17 protein-coding genes are annotated in these 20,124 nt (G+C 36.5%); all 17 read right to left on the bottom strand.

Going from position 1 to position 20,124, the window contains the following annotated elements; all coding sequences use genetic code 11:
- Positions 1–85: 85 nt before the first annotated feature.
- Positions 86–265 (bottom strand): hypothetical protein, encoded by a 180-nt coding sequence (locus L8106_RS33080; protein ID WP_198012964.1) that lies wholly within the window; start codon positions 263–265, stop codon positions 86–88.
- Positions 266–497: 232 nt separating this feature from the next.
- The gene (locus L8106_RS17340; protein ID WP_009785693.1) at positions 498–1,637 is read right to left on the bottom strand and encodes a glycosyltransferase; all 1,140 of its coding nucleotides are present in this window, start codon (positions 1,635–1,637) and stop codon (positions 498–500) included.
- A 44-nt stretch (positions 1,638–1,681) separates the two neighbouring features.
- Positions 1,682–2,617: a hypothetical protein gene (locus tag L8106_RS17335; RefSeq protein ID WP_009785692.1), complete on the bottom strand. Its 936-nt coding sequence runs from the start codon at positions 2,615–2,617 to the stop codon at positions 1,682–1,684.
- A gap of 35 nt (positions 2,618–2,652) precedes the next feature.
- On the bottom strand, positions 2,653–3,810 hold the full coding sequence (locus L8106_RS17330; protein WP_009785691.1) for a glycosyltransferase family 4 protein: 1,158 nt from the start codon (positions 3,808–3,810) through the stop codon (positions 2,653–2,655).
- 32 nt (positions 3,811–3,842) lie between these two features.
- Positions 3,843–4,805, bottom strand: a complete 963-nt coding sequence (locus L8106_RS17325) for a sulfotransferase family protein (protein ID WP_009785690.1) — start codon at positions 4,803–4,805, stop codon at positions 3,843–3,845.
- Positions 4,806–4,849: 44 nt separating this feature from the next.
- Positions 4,850–5,596, bottom strand: coding sequence for a hypothetical protein (locus L8106_RS17320; protein ID WP_009785689.1), 747 nt, complete (start codon positions 5,594–5,596; stop codon positions 4,850–4,852).
- Positions 5,597–5,648: 52 nt separating this feature from the next.
- Positions 5,649–7,052 (bottom strand): hypothetical protein, encoded by a 1,404-nt coding sequence (locus tag L8106_RS17315; RefSeq protein ID WP_009785688.1) that lies wholly within the window; start codon positions 7,050–7,052, stop codon positions 5,649–5,651.
- A gap of 53 nt (positions 7,053–7,105) precedes the next feature.
- Positions 7,106–8,074 carry a glycosyltransferase family 2 protein gene (locus L8106_RS17310; RefSeq protein ID WP_009785687.1) on the bottom strand — a complete coding sequence of 323 codons (969 nt, stop codon included), beginning with the start codon at positions 8,072–8,074 and terminating at the stop codon, positions 7,106–7,108.
- A gap of 61 nt (positions 8,075–8,135) precedes the next feature.
- Positions 8,136–9,008: a glycosyltransferase family 2 protein gene (locus L8106_RS17305; RefSeq protein ID WP_009785686.1), complete on the bottom strand. Its 873-nt coding sequence runs from the start codon at positions 9,006–9,008 to the stop codon at positions 8,136–8,138.
- A gap of 45 nt (positions 9,009–9,053) precedes the next feature.
- Positions 9,054–10,037 (bottom strand): glycosyltransferase family 2 protein, encoded by a 984-nt coding sequence (locus L8106_RS29760; RefSeq protein WP_009785685.1) that lies wholly within the window; start codon positions 10,035–10,037, stop codon positions 9,054–9,056.
- 98 nt (positions 10,038–10,135) lie between these two features.
- Positions 10,136–11,065, bottom strand: a complete 930-nt coding sequence (locus L8106_RS29755) for a glycosyltransferase family 2 protein (protein WP_009785684.1) — start codon at positions 11,063–11,065, stop codon at positions 10,136–10,138.
- An 87-nt stretch (positions 11,066–11,152) separates the two neighbouring features.
- A complete protein-coding gene (locus L8106_RS17290) occupies positions 11,153–12,130 on the bottom strand; it encodes a glycosyltransferase (protein ID WP_009785683.1) in 978 nt (325 codons plus the stop codon).
- A 245-nt stretch (positions 12,131–12,375) separates the two neighbouring features.
- The gene (locus tag L8106_RS17285) at positions 12,376–13,404 is read right to left on the bottom strand and encodes a glycosyltransferase family 2 protein (RefSeq protein WP_009785681.1); all 1,029 of its coding nucleotides are present in this window, start codon (positions 13,402–13,404) and stop codon (positions 12,376–12,378) included.
- 52 nt (positions 13,405–13,456) lie between these two features.
- Positions 13,457–14,296 carry a hypothetical protein gene (locus tag L8106_RS17280; RefSeq protein WP_009785680.1) on the bottom strand — a complete coding sequence of 280 codons (840 nt, stop codon included), beginning with the start codon at positions 14,294–14,296 and terminating at the stop codon, positions 13,457–13,459.
- An 18-nt stretch (positions 14,297–14,314) separates the two neighbouring features.
- The gene (hepA, locus tag L8106_RS17275; protein ID WP_009785679.1) at positions 14,315–16,171 is read right to left on the bottom strand and encodes a heterocyst formation ABC transporter subunit HepA; all 1,857 of its coding nucleotides are present in this window, start codon (positions 16,169–16,171) and stop codon (positions 14,315–14,317) included.
- A 54-nt stretch (positions 16,172–16,225) separates the two neighbouring features.
- Positions 16,226–18,451: a polysaccharide biosynthesis tyrosine autokinase gene (locus L8106_RS17270; RefSeq protein WP_009785678.1), complete on the bottom strand. Its 2,226-nt coding sequence runs from the start codon at positions 18,449–18,451 to the stop codon at positions 16,226–16,228.
- Between the two features lie 10 nt (positions 18,452–18,461).
- Positions 18,462–19,583 carry a glycosyltransferase gene (locus tag L8106_RS17265; protein WP_009785677.1) on the bottom strand — a complete coding sequence of 374 codons (1,122 nt, stop codon included), beginning with the start codon at positions 19,581–19,583 and terminating at the stop codon, positions 18,462–18,464.
- Positions 19,584–20,124 lie beyond the last annotated feature (541 nt).

Here is a 20,124-nt window from a genome sequence, read left to right as displayed (position 1 = left end):
TGATTCAATGACAGGAGATGTTTCACTACGTTCAACATGACAGGAAATATTTTGCTGCGTTCAACAGGATAAAATGCCAACATATTCAAGCTTGAACGTGAGGAAAATTGTCTTGATTTTGATGATTCGAGGGTTCGGAAAATCGGGAACCGCCATCGTTTTGAACGGGAGGTTGCGGCTTGAAAAATCGACAAATCATTGCGTCTTCAAGTAGAGGCGAACTGATTACCGAATTCACCAGACCAAACACACTAGAACTGATCATTGCAGTCAAAAACAATACATTAATAAGGCTCTTAAATTTCATCATATCACTCTGGAACTCTACTATTCACTCAGAGGAAATGGAGAAATTTTATGCAAATCCCGTTTTTCGTGTAACAGTGATTCCTCTGAACTCCGGTTCAGTAGGTGAGGTGAATAGAGAAATTAAATTGTTATAAAAATTCCTCCTCGCCTTCTAGGAGAAAGAGTTAGGTGATAAAATAAGTTTTGTATTATAATAACTTCCGAAGTAATTGATCAATTTGTTGTCGGGTTTGTTCGAGCTGAAAATTTTCATTGGCTTTTTGATAAGCTTCTGTAGCAACATTGGCAGCTAATTCAGGGTTTTGATAGCAATTATTAATCACGTTAGCCAGTTCTTCTGAGTTACCCGGAGTAATCAGCCAGCCTGTTTTTCCCGGATTAACTAATTCGACGACACCCCCCGCAGCAGACGCCACAATCGGAGTTTTACACAGCATTCCTTCAATAATTACTCGTCCAAAAGGTTCGGGAGAGGTGGAGGTGTGAGCGACTAAATTGCAAGCTGTCATTAAGGGTACAACATCAGAACAAAACCCTAAAAATTTAACTCGATTTTTGAGTCCCAAATCTGCCACTTGTTTGTGGAGTTGTTCGACATATTCTTGCTCTCCAAATAGTGCATCTCCGACTAAAAGAGCAGTCACTTTTTCAGGACAATGGGTTAAGGCTTCGAGTAGAATATGTTGTCCTTTCCAGGGAGATAAACGGCTAAAATGACCAACTACAAATTTACCTTCGAGTTCAAACTGTTTTCTAATTGTATTAACTTCGGAAGTCTCCGGTTGATAGTTTTCGGGTTGAAAACCATTATAAACAACTTGAGCAATTTCTAATCGTCCTCCAGATTCTAGAAAGGCTGTGCGAGTCGCTTCAGAATTGGTAATCACTAAAGAAGCAAAACGGTTTGCTAATGTAACAGCAACACGGCGATTTGTGGAACTAAAATGCTCGGCGTTGAGAATATCTCGTAAGTGATAAACTAACGGACGATTACTGAGAAAACTGGCTAAAGCCCCAACTACTAAAGCTTTTTGAGTATTTGCATAAATCAGATCATATTTTTTAGCAATTTTAGCAACATTTAAAACCAGTGGTGCAATGGAACTAAAGCTACCTAAACTTTGCAGAAATCCGCTATTTTTTTGAACGTTAATCGACTGATTTGTGAGGATTTTAACGGGTATTTTTTTCTGTTCGAGTAACTGACGAAAAGCCCCGTCTGCAAATAAACCCACTAAGCAGTTTTCACGATAAGGATAGGCTACATCAGCGAGAGAAAGTTCCGCACCGCCTAATTTACCACTTTGATCTAAAAACAGAATTTTCATGTTCTCTCGTTGGATTAATTCAGTTCATCTTATTAGTAATGTATTCAACTCTTTCTCCAGAATACGCATTCTTTTTGAGATTGAGAAAGTGAATCACAAAGGGTTGATAATTGTTTAGGTGAAAAAGGTGATTTACAGTAATAGGGATGTTTAGGAATTCTAGAGGTGTAATCAAAAAATACTGTTAATCGATCTGAGTTGATTGGTTTTTTACCTCGATGAAATACACAGGCTGGATCAACGAAAATAACTGTTCCGGCTGAACCATAACAGGATTTCCACTGAGTTTTAGGAATAACTTGCTGCATACGCTGTTCTTGAACATAACTATAATTATACCGGAGTTCCTGAAATATTGAGTCAGTTAAATATTTAGGGATATACTGAAAAGGGCCAATATCCGGTGTGACCTCATTCAAATAAATAATTATTTTTAACATCCGTCGATCTTCTTTATCAAGATGCCATAATCTTGTTTTTTTCTCAACATTGTTTGCTAAATCTCGACGGAAATAAACGCCATGATAGGCTACTGGAAGTTTAATATACTGTTCTGCAATTTGTAATATCCTTTTTTGTAAACCCCATTCAAAAATACAAGAAAATTCCATTAATTTTTCACAAGATGCCTTAATCATATAGGTTGATGAATGATTCGGTAAACTTGTTAAAAGCGAAGGAATAATTTGGTGAGTATCTTTAATTAAATTCGAGGTATAAGGAATGGCTAACTGTTCTAAAGTTGTAATAAAAATTCCATTTTTTTGTAGTCCCTGAACAACTATTGAATCATCGAAAGAAAGAGTTGGTAAAAGTTGACTATATTGCTTGATATTGTTCTGATATGCTTGTTGTGATAGTCTTTTTAATACTGTTTTGCATTCAACTTCAAACAACACTCGATTTCTGATCTTGTGCCAATTTTGAATAATTTGAACGCTACACCCTGAAATCGTGACGAAGAATTCGTCTTTAAGCATTTAGTACAATCAATAAAACTTGATGTGCAATCCGATCATGTCACACTCAGAAGGATTTGTCGAACTTTTTGGGCAATATGCAGCCAGTTGAAATGAGTAGTCGCATAGTCTCGACAACTATCACGGGAGGGTACTGATATCTCATCTGTAAGGATAGCTTGCAGTTTAAATGTAATCGATTCTACTGTTGTGGAATCTGTGATTAACTCAGGAGTGAATTTCCCTAAAATTTCTGGCATTCCCCCGACTGGCGTACATAAAACAGGTGTTCCACTGGCAAGAGATTCGAGTAAAATTAATCCAAATCCTTCTAAAGATTGAGAGGGAACAACCGTTAAATCGGCTGCTTGGTAAGCGATGGGTAATTGTTCATCGGGTAAATAACCGAGAAATTTAACGTGATTATTCAGTCCAAGTTCAGTAGCTTGGTGTTCTAATTGTTCTCGTAAAGTTCCTTTACCTGCAATGGCTAACCAAACATCAGGACAACTAGATTTTAGATTGGCTAACGCTTGTAGTAAGGGGCTAATTCCCATACGATGAACGAGGCGACGGGGTGTAAATAAAATAAAGCGATCTTGGGGAAAATTAAGCTGTTTACGGGCTTGTTTACGAGATAAATTAGCTTGAAAACGCTGGGTATCAACTCCGCCAGGAATAATATTGATTTTATTCCAAGGAATGTGATAGTTTTGATTTAAAATATCGCCGAAGGCTTTACTTAGAACAATAAAGCGATCGCAACGTTTGTATACTTCTTGTTCCATCCAATATTTAGCCCAAACTCCCAATTTTTTTGCACCTTCTTGTTCGCTTTCTAATGCCCAAGGGCCATGAAAAGTAAAGGTTATAGGTACGTCTTTCGGTAAGTTTGAAATTAGCGGTAAACTATACAGTGAGAAATGTAAGTTAATGGCATCTGGTTGAGTTAAATGTCGGTTGTTGAAGTTTTGACGAGTTAACCAAAGTCGTCTTAATAGTGAAGTATCGGGTTCGGCTAAATTGGTCAGTTTGATGGAAGAATTCGGTTCAATGGGTGGAAGTCCAACGCCGCATAATTCAATGTTACCTCCTTGGGAGGCAAGTTGATGAGTGAGTTCATAAACATAGCGATTTAGTCCACCTGGCATTGTGGGAAACCAACCATTTCCAACACAGAGAATACTAGCAGGAAATTTTAAAGATGTGTTCATAATTAAGTTAAAACAAGTTATCTACTTTTGAACTAATCAATATCAAAGCTTTCTCGACTATAAATTTGTAAGGCTACATCTTCAGTCATCTCAAAAATTGATTTCCGTTCTTCAAGTGTTAAAGATTCACGACGCATTTTAAAAATGTCAGCACTATTTCTTTTGAAATCCTGTACTCTTCCTTTCCTCGCCTCAGCAGATTTGTTTCCCTGAGTTTGTTTTACGATCTTATTTTCAACAGATTTAGACCAAGGCAAACTTAGATCTTCATAAAGTTGCTTAAAAACTAAGATTGGTTCTTGACTCAGTTGTTCATGAGTAATGACTTTCCAATTTGGATATTGTTTACTTTGCTCTAACAAAACTTTATAAATGACACGCCAAAGTGCAGCAGTCGCTAGAAGTGGATCTGACCAATCTTTGGTTAAAAAATCTACTTCATTTTTAAAGTAATCTTGAATTAGATAAGGTTGATCACTGAACTGATCTGGACCAAGTTTAAAATCAACTCGTTTGATACTAGCAACAAAAGATGCAGGATGTTTTACGATAATGACAGGTTTTACTCCAAAATGAACATAGAGATATTCACACATTAAACACCCAATAGGATCTTTAATAATTGCTGAATTATGGAAAGGATTTATTTTGGCTATTCTTAAGTAGAATTTTCCTCGACTTCCAATAGTCTGTTTAATCAGTTGTTTATGCCAGGGATCATCTTTTGGAACTTTAGTTCTAAGTTTAAAGTCATAGGTAAAAATTCGTTGAGTAAGCTGATGATACTTTTGCATCTCCTCGGTATCTAAAGTAGGTTTTACATAGCGATACCATTGAGTTACGCCTGGTAAACCACATTGAGGATTAAAAGGTTCGTGAATGTAATCTACCTCTAGAGGTAAGCTCAAATTCATGCCAACAAATGTTGTTCCCGTGCGAGGCGCTCCCGTAACGAAAACCCAATTTTTGATTGAACTATTTTCTAACTTTATCATAATATAAGCAGTAAAAAAGGGCAGATTAATATAAAAGTAATGAATTATTGATCATTGGATAATTTTTCATATTTCTTATATAAAATTTGAGCTTCTTGCAACAAAGCAGTATTTTTAGGTTTTATAAGTTCTCGTTTTTTTATCTGTTTTATATTCTGTCTTTTAGATACTTTATTATTATTTTTTGGAGGTCGGCACTCTTTATTGACTTTTGCTACATCAATCGTATCAAAGTTGCTTCCAAATCGTTGATTGATTTTATTGACAACTAAATCTAAATGTTGTGTGGTTTGTGTAAAGTTACTAACAATATAATGTTCAGAATATGGCTCTAGTTTTCTGTAAAAAGCAATGTAGCTTTGTAGAGCTTGAGATACAGAAATATGAGGCCATCGACTGGTCAGAGAAAGAATAGTGCCTTCAGGTTCTCGAATAGTTAGCCAAACAGGAATATTTTGCTCAATCGCTTGAAGAATTTGAGATGGAGAGTGCATATGATGAGCTAATTTGATATCTTGGCTTTGAGAAAATTGAAAAGCCGCCGTTGCAAAACTATTTGCTGAACCTTGAAATCCATCAATTACCAACTTAGTATGTGGACACACAATGCGTTCTTCTGGATTTGCATTGATAGCTTTTTTCTTTATCTGTCCCCACCAAATATAAAATTGATATAAGAACCAATAACTGGGTTCTCTAGCAACGAATGAGCGAACAGAGAAACTGAATCGTCTGGGAAGATTCATTAATGAGCTTTGCTGAATTTTAACAATTAATTGAAAAGTCTTCATAGATTTGACGACAAGAGATAGATGAGAAAAATTTTGGTAAAAATGTAGTTATTTAGGGTTGGGCGGAGTTTAAAGTCTTGATATTTGTGCTTTTTTGAAAATTATAATATTTCTTGGCAGCTACGCCCAGGCTCAGAAAAGACCATAATATCATACCTTGAACCTCTACATAGGATCGGGTTAAAGGAAGTTGAATAAAGGTGCTAACAGCAATGGCACGGGCAGCACTAGCAAATTGATCATTACGAGTTTCAGAACCTTGAAATAAACTAAATATTAGTATAAGAATTCCACCTAAGTAAAAGAGAGTTCCAAACCATCCTAAATCTAAAAGTGTAGATAAAATTCCACTATCATGGGCAAGCCCACCGATACCTCCTCCTAAGTAACTATTAAGAGCATCATCAATGAGTTTAGAGTAGGTTTCCTGTCTAGCCTCAGCACTATTATCTTCCTGTAATTCGCTAAGGGTACTAAAACGAGCTGCAAGAAAATCAGAAAAGGGCTGTAAAGTAACTAAAGGAATAATACTGATTACTGTTAATATCAGTGTGATTATAATCCGCATTTGAAGATTAGCTTTGAGAGATCCAGTTAGTAATAACAGTCCAAACAAATAACTAGCCCATGTAGTCCGTTTTCTGGCAAGTAAAAAGGAAAGATAACCCACTCCTGTAACAGGTAGACTTAAGGTTCCTTTATTGGGATTAACCAGTAGTAGCAGTAAACCAGATGCCATTACAATTCCAAAGGGTTGATTTGAAGCCATGGTACTCCAAACATTTAATCCCAAAGGTTCGGGCTTTCCACCACTGGCAAACTCGGCTTTAATTAACCAATACACATCCCATTGAGGAGCAATCAAAAATTGCACAACCCCGTAAGTTCCCATCACCAAAACACCCCACAGAAAGATCCGTTGAAGAGTTTTACGATAGGTGAGATAATTTTGCCAATTCATTAATAAATGAAAACCAAACAAAATGGGACAAAGCCAATCTAATAATCCAATACCCACCTTTAAAATTGATCTATTGATCAATCCAATTAGAAATCCATAAAATACTGCTAACAACGATAGAATATAAGGAAAACCACCCTGCTGATAGATTTTTGGTAGATTTCGCCAAAGAGTGATGACTGTGATAAATGTCACTAAGAAAGGAGCGAGTAAGATTGGACTGGGTTCAGTATAACTACTACGATAATCGGATAAACGTCGAATTAACGGAGTTAAAAACCATAGCCACCATGTAAAACCTAGATATAAAAGGGGATAACGAAAATATAAAAATACTCCAACTCCCAAAGCACCAGCAGGAAAAAGTAGATTTAAAATCTTTCCTAACCCCGCCAGAATACATAGAGTTGAAACAAGAGTAAATCCTAATATCGCAGTCCAAGCTAGGGCGGGCTGCAAGCTAAAAGGCTTTAAAAATGATTTTTTATCATTCACGAAATTTCTCCTATCTGAACGTTACTTTTCTTTTTTAAAGCCTCAGCAAAATTTTAGGATTTATACTGTGTTAAACTTCCTACAGATTGGCTAAATGACTGACTGTTTTTCCAAGTTTTCCAACCCTGAAAATGTCCGCGTATCGATACAATTAGCTTTTTTCCGGCAACTTTTCCTTCGCTGGGTAAAAATCGAACCCACTGCACCAAACCTCGCTCACCTCGGGTTCCGACTAATATTGCCCAGAACATGAAAATGAATCGTTGTATCGGTGAGAAATAGTCTAATACAGCTAACGTTTTATTATGGACAATATTAAACATCGCCAGCTCATTAAACTGATTTCGTTGATCTTCGTCAAACCGTTTTCCTAAATAATGGTCAACTTCAATATTCGGATCATAAATGACCTTCCAGCCTGCTTTTTTTAAGGCTAAACAAAACTCAATTTCATAATGAATTTGAGAACTTGTGCCTAGCATTCGAGTATCAAAGCGCTTATCCCCAATTGCTTTTCGTCGAAAACTCATATTAACGCCTTTAAGCACATCAACTTCACGAGCTTCTCCTACTCCAAAGTTATGGTTGCCAATAACCCGTCCAAACCATTGAAGTCGCCCGACCACTTGCCGCGAACCTGCTTTTAATTCATTGTTGATATACATAAAGTCACGTCCACCCACTCCGCCTACTCGGTCATCGGATAAAAAATGAGCTTCAATACGCGCCAGCCATTCTGGGCGAGGTACAGCATCATCATCTGTAATCGAGATAATATCTCCATGAGCAGCATCCAAAGCCATATTGAGAGCCGCAATGACTCCAGATGCGGTTACTGTGATTATATTCAGTGGTAAACTCTCTGGGTTTAAGGTTTCTAAAAAAGTCCAGGTTTGGGTATCTATATCCCGAACTGTAACAATGATTTGATCGGCAAGTCTGACTTGATTTTTCAAGCCTTCTAGACAATTTGCTAAGTCTTGAGGACGACGATAGGTTGGAACAATGACAGTTATTTTCATGGAAATTTATTTCTATAGTTCTAAATGTACTATTTTTTTACAACTTAGCAGCAAAACTAAACTACCACAACTCCAAAAAGCGAGAACGCTGAATAATATCTGGCCATGCACTCAGAGCATTTTTTCGGAGCAAATATTGTGTGGTATGAGGAAAATAGATGCTCAAAAAAGTAGCCAACTTGATCGGATTTGGAAATAAATCTTTATAACGTTTCACACCAATATAAAGTCGAGCTGCGATTTGATGGATATCATAATCAGTAAGTTTGCCAATCTGATTATTATCTAAAGTGTTTTTCTCTCCTTCAAAACGAGGACGAGTATCTAAAGCTCTCAGTTCTTTACAGAAAAGAATCTGATAACCTAGCTTCAAAGCCCGCAAGCAAAGAATAGCATCTCCTTGGCCAAAAAAGATTTCTTCTTCCCATTGAGCATCATAAAAGAATGAGCGAGGAAACACGGCAGCATGAATATGTACACATTCGGGATTTCCATCAGTAGGATGATAGTATCCTCGGAAAGAAAGTTTAGTTGGAAAGTTTTTTTCACGCCCTGATTTAGTATAGCTGACTCCGGTTAAAAATGTATATTTTTGCTCTTGAGGAGAGAGCGTTGCATATCTATCTAGAGCGTTGGCAATAAAGTCAGAATCCAGCCAAATATCATCATCAACAAAGGCGATGAAGTCAGTATCTTCGATAGAATTAACAGCACAGTTGCGGTTAGCATTAACACCCCGTTGAGGGCCGAGAACGTACCGAGTTCCCGGATATTTTTCAACAATTTCGCGGTGCTTTTGTTGCATCTCTGGGTCGGGTGAATCATCGGAGACAACAGCCGCATGGGGTTTGACCGTTGAGTTCCAAATAGCCGCCAGACAGGTCTCTAACCGTTCGGGAGCATTCCTTACTGTAATACAAGTTGATAATCGCATATTTGATGATTCTCCAATTTAAGGTTACAAACTTTTTTTTCTGATTTATGTAGACAAGGTATCGGATAAAAAAAACTTTCTGATAGTGGTTAAAGCTGAGGTCGGCAAATAGCCTTTAGTAAACCGCAGCAAGTCACGCATCATATTAAAGAGAGCGTATCCCAAAGACGTGTATTTTGCCACATCTATCCAGGCAGTTATCCAATGTATATAATGCTTCTCCCTAAAAAACTCCCGGGCGGCTGTCGAGTAAATTTCAGCGTAGAGACGGTTTAAGGGTAAAAGTTCTTGTTGTTCCTTTTTCATCAGAGGATAAAGTTGTTCTAAGTAGACAATTCTTGATTGTTTCCTTTCTTCTATCTTGCTGGCATTAAAGTCGGTCATTTGACCCTGATTATGCTTTCGTATAACGACGAGTGGTTGTTCTGTGAAAACAGGCTGATAATTATGTATGAAACAGCGAGCGTAAAATTCTCGGTCTGCTCCAACTCTGAAGGATTCGTTGAATAAGCCCACCTCCTCAAACATCTCTGATTGTAGGACGACACAGGAAGGGCTAATGATAAAACTTGATGTAACAAGAAGCTGATGAATTGGAGAGATAAATCTGTCTAAATCATATTTTTGAAGCTTGACAATTTTCTCCTCTTGAACGGTATCCCAAAGCAAAACGGTACTCACGCAGAAACTTCGCTCTCGACCTTCTAAGGCTAAAATTTGAGAGGATAAATAATTCGCTTTCCAAATGTCGTCCGAGTCAAGAAATGCAATATATCGTCCTTTCGCTTGATTAATACCTAGATTTCGAGCGGCAGGACATCCCACGTTTTCATTGAGGGTAATTAAATGTATATCGGGATACTCTCGAGCTATAAATTCTGAAGTTCCATCCCCTGAGTTGTCATCAACAACAATAACTTCTACCTTTTCCTGATAATCTTGAGACAATATACTGGTTAAGGCTTCCTTTAACATCGTCAGGCGATTGTATGTCGGAATAATTACTGAAACATCAAAATCTTTGTTCATGACATTTTCTGTGAGAATTTTCAAGTTCAAATCTAATTTATCATCTTTGGTTTAGCTTTTTGAAAAGATTTTATCAATATTTCAACTCTAAATTTTTATCATATTTTCCGAGTTAGCTTTTTTTTAATGTAAGAGAGTAGAGTTCTGGTCATATAATATAAACCATAACCTGGAAATGTATAATTAGCAATTTTTTTTGAGCAAATAAACCATTGCTTAAAGTTATTCTGTTTGAGATACATTCGAGCATACTTTTTATACAAATCTGCATAAAGCCGATTTTGAGATACGTTTAATTTACTTTTATCTTTAATTAAAGGATAATTTTTTTGAATGCTCAATAATCGATTTTTAATTCTATCTTGTTGATTTTTTAGATCCGTTAACTGTTCTTTATCATGTTTACGTTGGATGACTAAAGGTTTATTTGTCAGTATAGGAACATAATCAGCTATAAAACATCGAGCAAAAAACTCTGCATCTTGACCGTATCTAATTCTCTCATCTAATAAACCAACTTCTTGTAGTACCTGCTGAGGAAAAATAACGCAGGAAAAAGTATGAATAAAATTCCCGACCATCATATGATGAAGAGGTGAGGTGTATTGTTTTAAATTAGGCTGCAAAACTTGAATCTGTTTTTCATTTTTTACAGTATCCCAAACCACGATATTACTAACGCTGAAACACTTATCTTTACCTTCTAAAGCTGAGATTTGAGTTGGAAGATAATTTTTTTCCCACAGATCATCGGAATCGAGAAAAGCAATGTATTTTCCCTTAGCTACTGATAAACCCCGATTTCTGGCAGCGGCGGCTCCCCCATTTTGCTTGAGACTAATCAAGTTTATTTGCGGATATTTGTGATCAATAATTTCCGAAGTTTTGTCCGAAGAATTGTCATCAACAACAATAATTTCAACCGTCCCATCGAACTCTTGAGTCAAGACACTTTTAAGTGCTTCTTCCAGCATATAAATTCGATTGTATGTGGGAATAATAACCGAAACATCAATTTTCTGATTCATGGTAAACTGTTCCTTCTTTATATGTTGTATCGAACTTTTACATTTTTTCTCGAACCGGATGATTTGGATGAACTAAAGTTCAAAGTTTTAGAGAGAGGGTTTCTTAATACCAAAAACTTTCTTAATCATATTTTTCTGCGTTACCTGTGCTGTTTTCTGAAAAAATTGAAACGTTCTGAAATCGGGTTGATTGACAAAAACTTTGAAGCCCAACTTCAGATAATCTATAGGAGAGCCGTATATTTTATAATAGGCAGCCGATCCCATAGAGTTTAGAAATGATATTACGGGTTTCATACCGTTTTCTTTTAGTTTCATATTCAAAAACTCCTCACGCAAAACTAAGAACTCTTTGCCATGAACTTTCCTTGTACCATCAGACCAATTATTTTGACCGTGAATCCGATATTGACCAAGACTTTTATCAATACCATATACATTTCCTAACAGGAGTGCAGTTTTAACCACAAAATCGTCTGCTGATGTCTGCACGCCAAACTCTGGAATTGGAAAAATGCGTTCGGCAAGCTTTCTGGCGATCACATTTCCGCTGGTAGTAGAAGTAGCAAAAGGTACATACTTAGATTTACAAGCAAACTGATAGAAATTAGAATAATCCTTATATTTATTGTTGAGTTTAGATGTCTGTATGCGACTCAAAAAATTGCCGCATTGATCTACAACATCCAAATTATGAGATACAAGAGTTAAAGGACTAATTTCCTGTTGGCTCAAAATTAACTTTACACATTCTTCTACTTTCTCAGAGTAAAAGGTGTCATCGGAGTCTAAAAAACAAATCATCTCACCTTGAGAGGCTTTCCAACCCGAATTAAAAGCGGAACCTTGACCCCGATTTTCTTGAAATATTGAAACGATTTTATCTCCATAGCTTGCAATAACTTCTCGGGAATTGTCGGTAGAACCATCATCTACAACAATCACTTCGATATTAGAATAAGTTTGATTCAATGCACTATCAATTGCATCATTGAGAAAGTGTCCGTAGTTATAGTTGTTAATGAGAACGCTGACCAAAGGTTTCGATGTTTCTAGATTTGTCATTTTTACACCCCTGATTTAAGTCTAAAAATATTGACTGGAAGACCGGAAAAGCCCAAATAATATTGGATAAAAAATGCTTAATATTCGGATAAGTTTTGAGTTTTAAGAGACATCATTTTTCCACTTTAGCGCTCTTATGCGAGTTGATACCATCTCAAGGTCTACCTCGAATTTATGTAGTGTTCCTTTCGGCATTGAGGTTTTGTGATTGGCTAAATGAAACAAGATTCTGGTCTGTATATTTTTCATTCGAGAAGCTCCTTTTCTTTGTAAAGTTTGAGTAAAAGGTCGGGTTTAAAGTAAGCGATAATACGACCCGAAACAAAAAGTAGCTCAAACCACAAGACAATGGGGACTGCCAATGGAAAAAAAAGTAAGTAGCGTGAGTTTTGTGACAAAACAGTACGGATTTGTTTAAGACGGAACGGCTTGATCTGAGAAATTGTTTGGCTAACACCGTGTGTTTTTTGCTCGGGTGTAAAGTTGATATGGGCTGAGAGTTGAGAGGAGTCTGTAATATCTACACTCTCTGTCAATCGATGCTTGATTACTTCTCTTAAAGCTTTATCACGTCCTTTCAGTAAATAACGCCAAAAAATGAAGGATGGTGTTGGAGGTTCGTGAGTCGCTTGTGCTTGAGGATGTTTCCAAATTTGCTTTCCTTGAAGATCACACAGGTAATAAGTATGTAATGCACAATTACTTCGATAGAGCGGTAAATTAGTGGGAAAAGGATTTTGCAGTAAAAATTCCCGGCGAAAAGCCACTCCATTCAAAAAGTAGTGATTTGAGATATAGGGTTCTTTTTGGGAAGTGAACCGAGGAAAGAAATAGTGCATTGCTACAGCTAATTCGTAGGGATTTCTAACTGGTGTGCTTGTTTCTCCACCTATCACCTCAATGTCATAATTCTGCGATAAAGTTGTGAGTATACTGCTTAACCATTGAGGTTCATATTCGCAGTCCGAATCCATATAAATCACAATCTCACCCGTTGCTAGTTCGGCTCCCAAAAGTTTGGCTTCGTGATAACCAATTCCCGGTTCTCGTTTAACGGTAATCCAAGGATATTTTGTACTTAGTTGTTCGATAATTTCTGGGGGCGCGTTACCACCATCTATAATTAAAAACTCGTTAGCCTGACTCGGAGAAATCTCTTGAGTAGCTATCGAAGCTAAACTTCGATAAATATTTTCAAGTTCAACGCTGGATAGGTTTTCGGTTTCATATACGATAGAAAAGCTAGGAAGTTGGAGTTCTGTGTTTAGCTGCATGGTTTTTAAATTTATTGTTTGCACTTAGAGATATTAAAAAAAGTTAACGGTATTATACCTGATGAACTTGTAAAGTTCTTTGGAGTTGCCTCAACCCTTTTCTTAAGGTACTCCTTAAAGTCCGGCGCAAACTAAATTTACCGTATAAAATCGAGTTGTTGTGATAATATCTAGGTGAAGTTATACGCCAATTTTCTGAATCATTAATTCTTTCGCATATTTTTGCCAAGTTCTCCTCATGACCATGAAAGATTTTGACATTTCCCCAAATACCATCAGGATAGGGCAAGCGATAGTTGTAGTTTGACGGCAGAACACCAAAGCGAATATCACTATGGTAAAGCGTATTCCGAAATGGGGGTTGATCCTGTTTTTCTCCCCAATCTTTATGAAGTTTTGCCCAGTCAGAAAAGAAATTATCTATTCGTTGGTTCTTTTGATACACAATTACTCCTGTATTTAGGTTAGGAAAGCAAACAGGAACACCATTTTCTTCTACATTGCCTCCATTTCTTTTCAGTTTAACCATCCATCTTGGGGTAACGGCAAGAGCGATCTCAAACCGATTAAGCATCTCGAATAATTCCCAAATACTATCAGCAATATAAGTATCTGTATCAAGATATAAAGTATTTTCAAAAGGAGTTTTGCGAAGTGACCACATCTTTAATTGCTTGATTCCTACCTCATTTGGTGCTTTGATTTGGATATCAAAGAGTTCTTTCGGAAGTGGTGTATCGGATACGATTGCAGTTTTAATATTCGGCATGACAGCCTTAACACTTTGAGCCGATTGCAATGCCTCTTTAATCCACCGTTCCCCTTTTGCATAATAGAGAATACCCCTAGAATTTGGACGACCTGCTAGATAATTAACCTCTGGACTCTGCATGATTATTTTCCATCCTGTTTAGCTAACTTGACTTAAATCGTGCTGCATTTGATGATATTTCCAAAGTTTTCCACGCTGTTCTAACAACTCTTGATAACCTCCCTCTTCCACAATTTGTCCTTGTTCAAGCACTACAACTTTGTCTGCTCTAACAATGGTTGAAAGTCGATGAGCAATAGCAATTACCGTTCGACCTACGGCTAGTTTTTCCATTGATTCTTGAATTAATCGTTCTGAAACTGAATCTAAAGCGCTGGTTGCTTCATCCAGAATCAGAATATCTGGATCGCGTAAAATGGCGCGGGCGATTGCAATTCGTTGTCGTTGACCTCCCGATAATCGTACACCTCGATCTCCTAATTTTGTATCTAACCCGAGAGGGAGTTCTTGAATAAAATCCAAAGCATTGGCAAAACGAGCGGCTTCTAAAACAGCTTCCTCTTCGACATTTTCTAAAGCATAGGCTATATTATCTCGAACGGTAGTATTAAATATAAAAGTATCTTGACTCACCACTGAAATTCTTCGACGCAGTGAGTAAATATCAAATTCTCGTAGATCTATTCCATCTATTAAGATTTGACCTTGAGTAACATCATAAAAGCGAGGAACTAGACTTGCTATAGTTGTTTTTCCTGCTCCCGATGCACCTACCAATGCGGTTGTTTCTCCTCGATTAAATGTTAAATTAATACCCTTCAAGACTAAATCTTTTTCATCATAACCGAACTTAACCGATTGAAACTCTATAGATTTTTGTAATTTAACGAAAGGCTGAGTTCCATTTTTTAGATAAAGTTTATCATCAGTTCTCAGGAGTTCTTTAATATTATCAATTGAACCTTGAAAACCACTCAGCCTTGTACGAGCATTATTAAGTTGACGAGTAATTGGCATTAAGCGAAATAGAATAAATAGAAATGTGAGTAAGGAAGAAATCTGTAATTGATCGTTTGGAATAAAAATAGCAAAAGATAACATTAATATTCCCACTAAAATCAGGGTGGCTACGGCTTCGGAAATCGGAACCACTGAAGCACTATAGGTAACAGTATCATTTTCTGTTTCTAAGAGTTTTTTACTGGTTTGGTAGAAACGTTTACGCTCGAAGTCTTCCGCCGCAGATGCTTGAACTGTGTTAATTCCATTAATAAACTCGATTGCGGTTGCAGTATAGGAACCTCTAGCTTTTGTTTTTTCAAAACTGATCTCTCTAACCTTCTTAATAAGAGTGGAAACTCCGACCGTTAGCAAGCTAAACAGTATCAGTGAAAGAACAGTTAACTGCCAAGATAGTAACATCATCGAAATAATGTATACCATCAAAACCGAACTTCTTACTAATATAAAAAAGAAAAGTTGAACAGCTTGCATTAACTGTCCAATTTCAGAGGTAATACTATTAACTAACTCTCCGGAACGAGTTTTGCTGAAAAAACTTAAGCTTAGTCCTTGAAGTTGTTCAAATATACGAACTCGTAAATAATATCCCAGATAACTCTGAGACAAGCCACCGTAGACATCACTCAGATACATCATACTGGTTCGTGCTAATGTTGTTAGTAATATCAGAGCAGATATTCGATAAATTCGCGCAATCGTTGTGGCATTTACTCCCAGTATCCAAATATCAAACCATTCAATTCCTGTACGGATGGGTTCTGCATCTGGTTCAGTAAGGTTTTGTAAAAATGTTAAAAGAAATCCAACTCCAAATCCTTCAAAGGCTGCTGCCAAGAAAGTAAATATTATTGCTAGAGTCAGAGTTTTACGAAAATTTTTAAATTCTTTAAAGATAACAGAATTATCTTTCCAAATACTGGTCTTTTTAACTAGATGTTTGAAATTTTTTTTGAGTTCTAGAGTTAGAGTCATATTCAAAAACTATCCTTGTATATTTTAGGAGATTAACAATGAAATTTTGGTAAACTAGCTATAGTCTCGCAAGTTAACGATTGAGTGGGTTACTGAATTTGAGAGTTGACCATTTTTTTCGATATACGTTATTTGGTTACTTTTTGTGTTGTTAGAAGCATTCGCGACAATTCCAATAACATTTAATTTTTTAAGCATTGTAGTTGCTTGATTAAGTTCTGTTTGAGTAATTTGATCGATTCGTTCGACGAGAACAACTCCATCACAAAATGAAGCCGTTTCTAGGACATCTACTGTTCCCAGAATCGGAGATGTATCCAATAATATTAAATCATAATTTCTTTCAAAAATTGTCATCAGTTGTCGCATTTTATGAGAACTCAAAAGCTTGACTGGATCAGCAGTAATTGACCCTCCGGTTAAAACGTCAATACTCAAACCTAAAGCAGAAATTTGATTTAAGTGGGGCATCGAAACTTCATTTGATAAAAAAGTTGATAATCCTTGTTCATTAGAAAGATTGAGCTGTTCGTGGAGTGCGGGAGAACGTAAGTTTGCATCGATTAGTAAAACCCTCTGATGTAAGCGAGCTGCGCTTATAGCTAATCCGACAACTAAAGTCGATTTACCGGCTCCGTTTAGTGCTGAAGTCACTAATAGAGATTTGGGTTTTTTGGGTGAACTCAACAGTTGGATATTTTTGTAAATCAAGTCAAGGGATTCTCGAAATGGAAGCCAATAAATAGTCCGTAAAATTACAGAATCTTGAGTGGAAGATTTACGGAAAGGTAGATTTATAATTGAACTGCTGGATTGAGCATGAGGAATTTTAGGCACAATTCCTAATAAGGGTATCGCAACCTTTTCCTTTAAATCATCAGAACTATGAACTGTATCATCCATACTTTCTCGCAAGAAAGCAGCAATTCCTCCAAGGAATAATCCCACTACTCCGCCCAAAGCTACATTTTTTTTCAGATTGGGTGCAATTTGTCTTCCTAACTGAGGAGGTTCTACAACTTGCCAATTGAACCCTCCTCGAGTAATTTCTAAACTAATTTCTTGCCTTTTTTCTAACAGTTGCTCAATCGTCATCCGTTGAATTTCTACTTCGGGCTGTAATCGATTGTAGTTAGCAATTACACTTGGAAATTGATTCAATCTTGCTCGCAGTTCTTCTTCACTTACCGCTAAACTTTGCAGGCGAGCTTGTAGTGTTTGCAATTCTGTTTGAGTTTCAGCGAGTTGACGAACTAACTCCTGATCGATACCACTGAGCTGTCCAGTTTTGAGTAAATCTTCGGCTGTTATATTAAGTTCGGCTGGGATTCTCCCTAAAATTCGGATGATTTCTTGTCTCAATAATGCCAGTAAACTTTGACGTTGTTCCAGTAACTTTTGCACTTCGGGATCAGCATCGGTAAATATTGTTCGTTGTTCAGCCAGAAGAATTTCTGTTTGTTGAAGTTTATTTAATAATTCTTGATAACGAGAAGATTCACTTAAACGAGCTGTAATTTTTGCTTGTTGGGGAGACAGTTCAAGTTGCTCTTGTAAGGTTTCATAACGGGCTTGAACACTTTGATATTGAATACGGGTTTCGAGCAAATCTTTTTCTACAGTGTTCAGTGCATCACTGACAGCTTTAGCTTGCTCTTCAGGATCAATAAGGTTTTCTTTTTCCCGAAATGCTTCTAAAGATCCTTCAGCTTGAAGTAATTTTTCTTGAGCAGTCGGCAATCCTTCATTTATAAATGATAACCCTTGCTCTAAACGGAGTTGATCTTGTTTGATATTATAGTCTTGATAGACTTTCTGCATTGCTGTTAACACTTCCTGAGTTTTAATCGGATTATTATCGGTGTATACTGCTTCAAAAACTCGAGTTTGAGTGTCTCCCTCTTCTATTTGAGATAAAGTTAAATTTTTCTCAATGTCTCCTCCTTCTATTAATGGATATTCTGGTCGTAGTAATTTGGCTGCTTTTTCTGTAAACTGAGAACTTCGCATCAGTGTCAATTGAGTAGCATAATCTTCTTCCGAAGATAGAGTTTCTTGTTCTCCTTCTAAAGTCGTTTTAGCCGGAAAATTAGGCTGAACTAAAAGCTGCATTTTACTTTCATAAGTTGGTTCGGTATACCACTTCGTTTTAACCACGGCAATCGATAGAACGGTTACAAATATAGTCAGCAGCCAAAAGCGTCGGCGCAGAATAATTTCTAAGAGTTTACCATACCCTAAATCTGCTTCAGAATTGTTCTCAGAAAAGTTTGATGTCATGACCCTCTACCTAAGCAATTTTGGACTGGGGTTCTTCAATTATAATTCTTTGTCCACAAAGCTGTTTGAAGATGGGTTCAAGTTTACTAAAAAATGCAGTCTGTGAAAATTTATTCACCGCATGATCTCTAATTCCTGAATAATTCCATTGAATTTCCTGGAATTTAATTAGGGCTGCATAAAGTGATTCTGATGTTTGTTCCTCAAAAAATAATCCTGTATATTCAGGAATTTGAGTATCTAAGACACCACCTGCACCATAGGCAATAACAGGGGTGCCACTGGCATTTGCTTCTACCGGAACTAAACCATAGTCTTCTAGAGCAGAAACAATTACAGCACGGGCATTTGTCATTAATTCTTTGCGCTGTTCATCACTGACAAAACCTAAAAATTCAATATTCTCTTTTGCTAAAGATCTCAACGATTCTTCTTCGGGACCACTACCAATAATTTTCAAGGGTAATCCTAATTTATTAAATGCTTTAATCGTGATATCAATGCGCTTATATCCTAAGAAACGAGATGCGACAAGAAAATAATCTTGTTTTGAACTCGAAAAGAAAAACTTATTGGTATCGATAGGATAATTCACGACCATCGCATTTTTGTTGTAAATTTGCCGAATGCGCTTGGCAACTTCTGTCGAGTTAGCAATATAAACATCTGGTTCCTGAGCATATTTATGATCAACTTTTCTCATCGCTCGGAAGACTTGCTCTAGAAATGGATAAAATGCTCGATATCTTTGATATTTGTCTAAGTAAGTTTCCGTATCCCAAAGAAAACGAGTAACATTATGACAAAAACAGATATGCTTGGCTCCAATTCGCTTTCTCACTGCTTTCGCAAAGCTAGTGCTACTACTAATAATTAAGTCGTACTCTTGTAAGTCTAAAGCTCGAAAAGCTCGATAATAAAATGGTGCTAGCAGTCTAAAATTTTTGGATGCTCCCGGAATATTTTGCAGAGCTGTTGTGTATACAAGTCTATTTTCAAGATTAATTGTTTCTTGAGGTTCATATAATGAAGTAAAAATATCTGCTTTTGGAAAAGCATGGCAAAGCAGTTCAAAAACCCGTTCTGCTCCTCCTTTTTGAGTTAGATAGTCGTGAACTAAGGCGATTTTCATAGATACATCCTGTCTAATATATACTTCTTAAAGAAGTTCATTTATTTTATTTTAAACATTTAAACATAGTTTAAATTTATGGTAAAAATATAATCTATATTTCATAATCTGTCAACTTAAATTGCCGAAACCGAAACAAGCATCTTTTTCTTTGGTGCTTAATTGAATGAATTACAGATCACAAAATAAGAACGTCTATTGGTCTATAAATTAGCATTCTAGAACTATACACTTCATAATCTTAGTCCTTGGTTTTCTCCGTTAATCTACATCGTAGAGCAAGAGTTTTTTAATTGAGTTGCAGTTAGTACATCAAATTTTATTTTTAAATAACTAATGTTAACCTCTGTTATTATAACATGATTTTTACAATTGGCAAGAGTTATGTAATCTTTTTATTGTCTATATATTTATACCTCTACCGATCAATAAAATCTAATACTAAGTCCGGTTGTCAAAATCCCTTTATAGAAATTGACCTAATCCCGTTCTATCATAAATAATCTAGGCTCCGAAAATGAGAGGAGTATGAGAACCGGAT

The organism is Lyngbya sp. PCC 8106, assembly GCF_000169095.1.
Lineage (GTDB): Bacteria > Cyanobacteriota > Cyanobacteriia > Cyanobacteriales > Microcoleaceae > Capilliphycus.
This window is presented reverse-complemented; position numbering and strand designations above follow the sequence as displayed.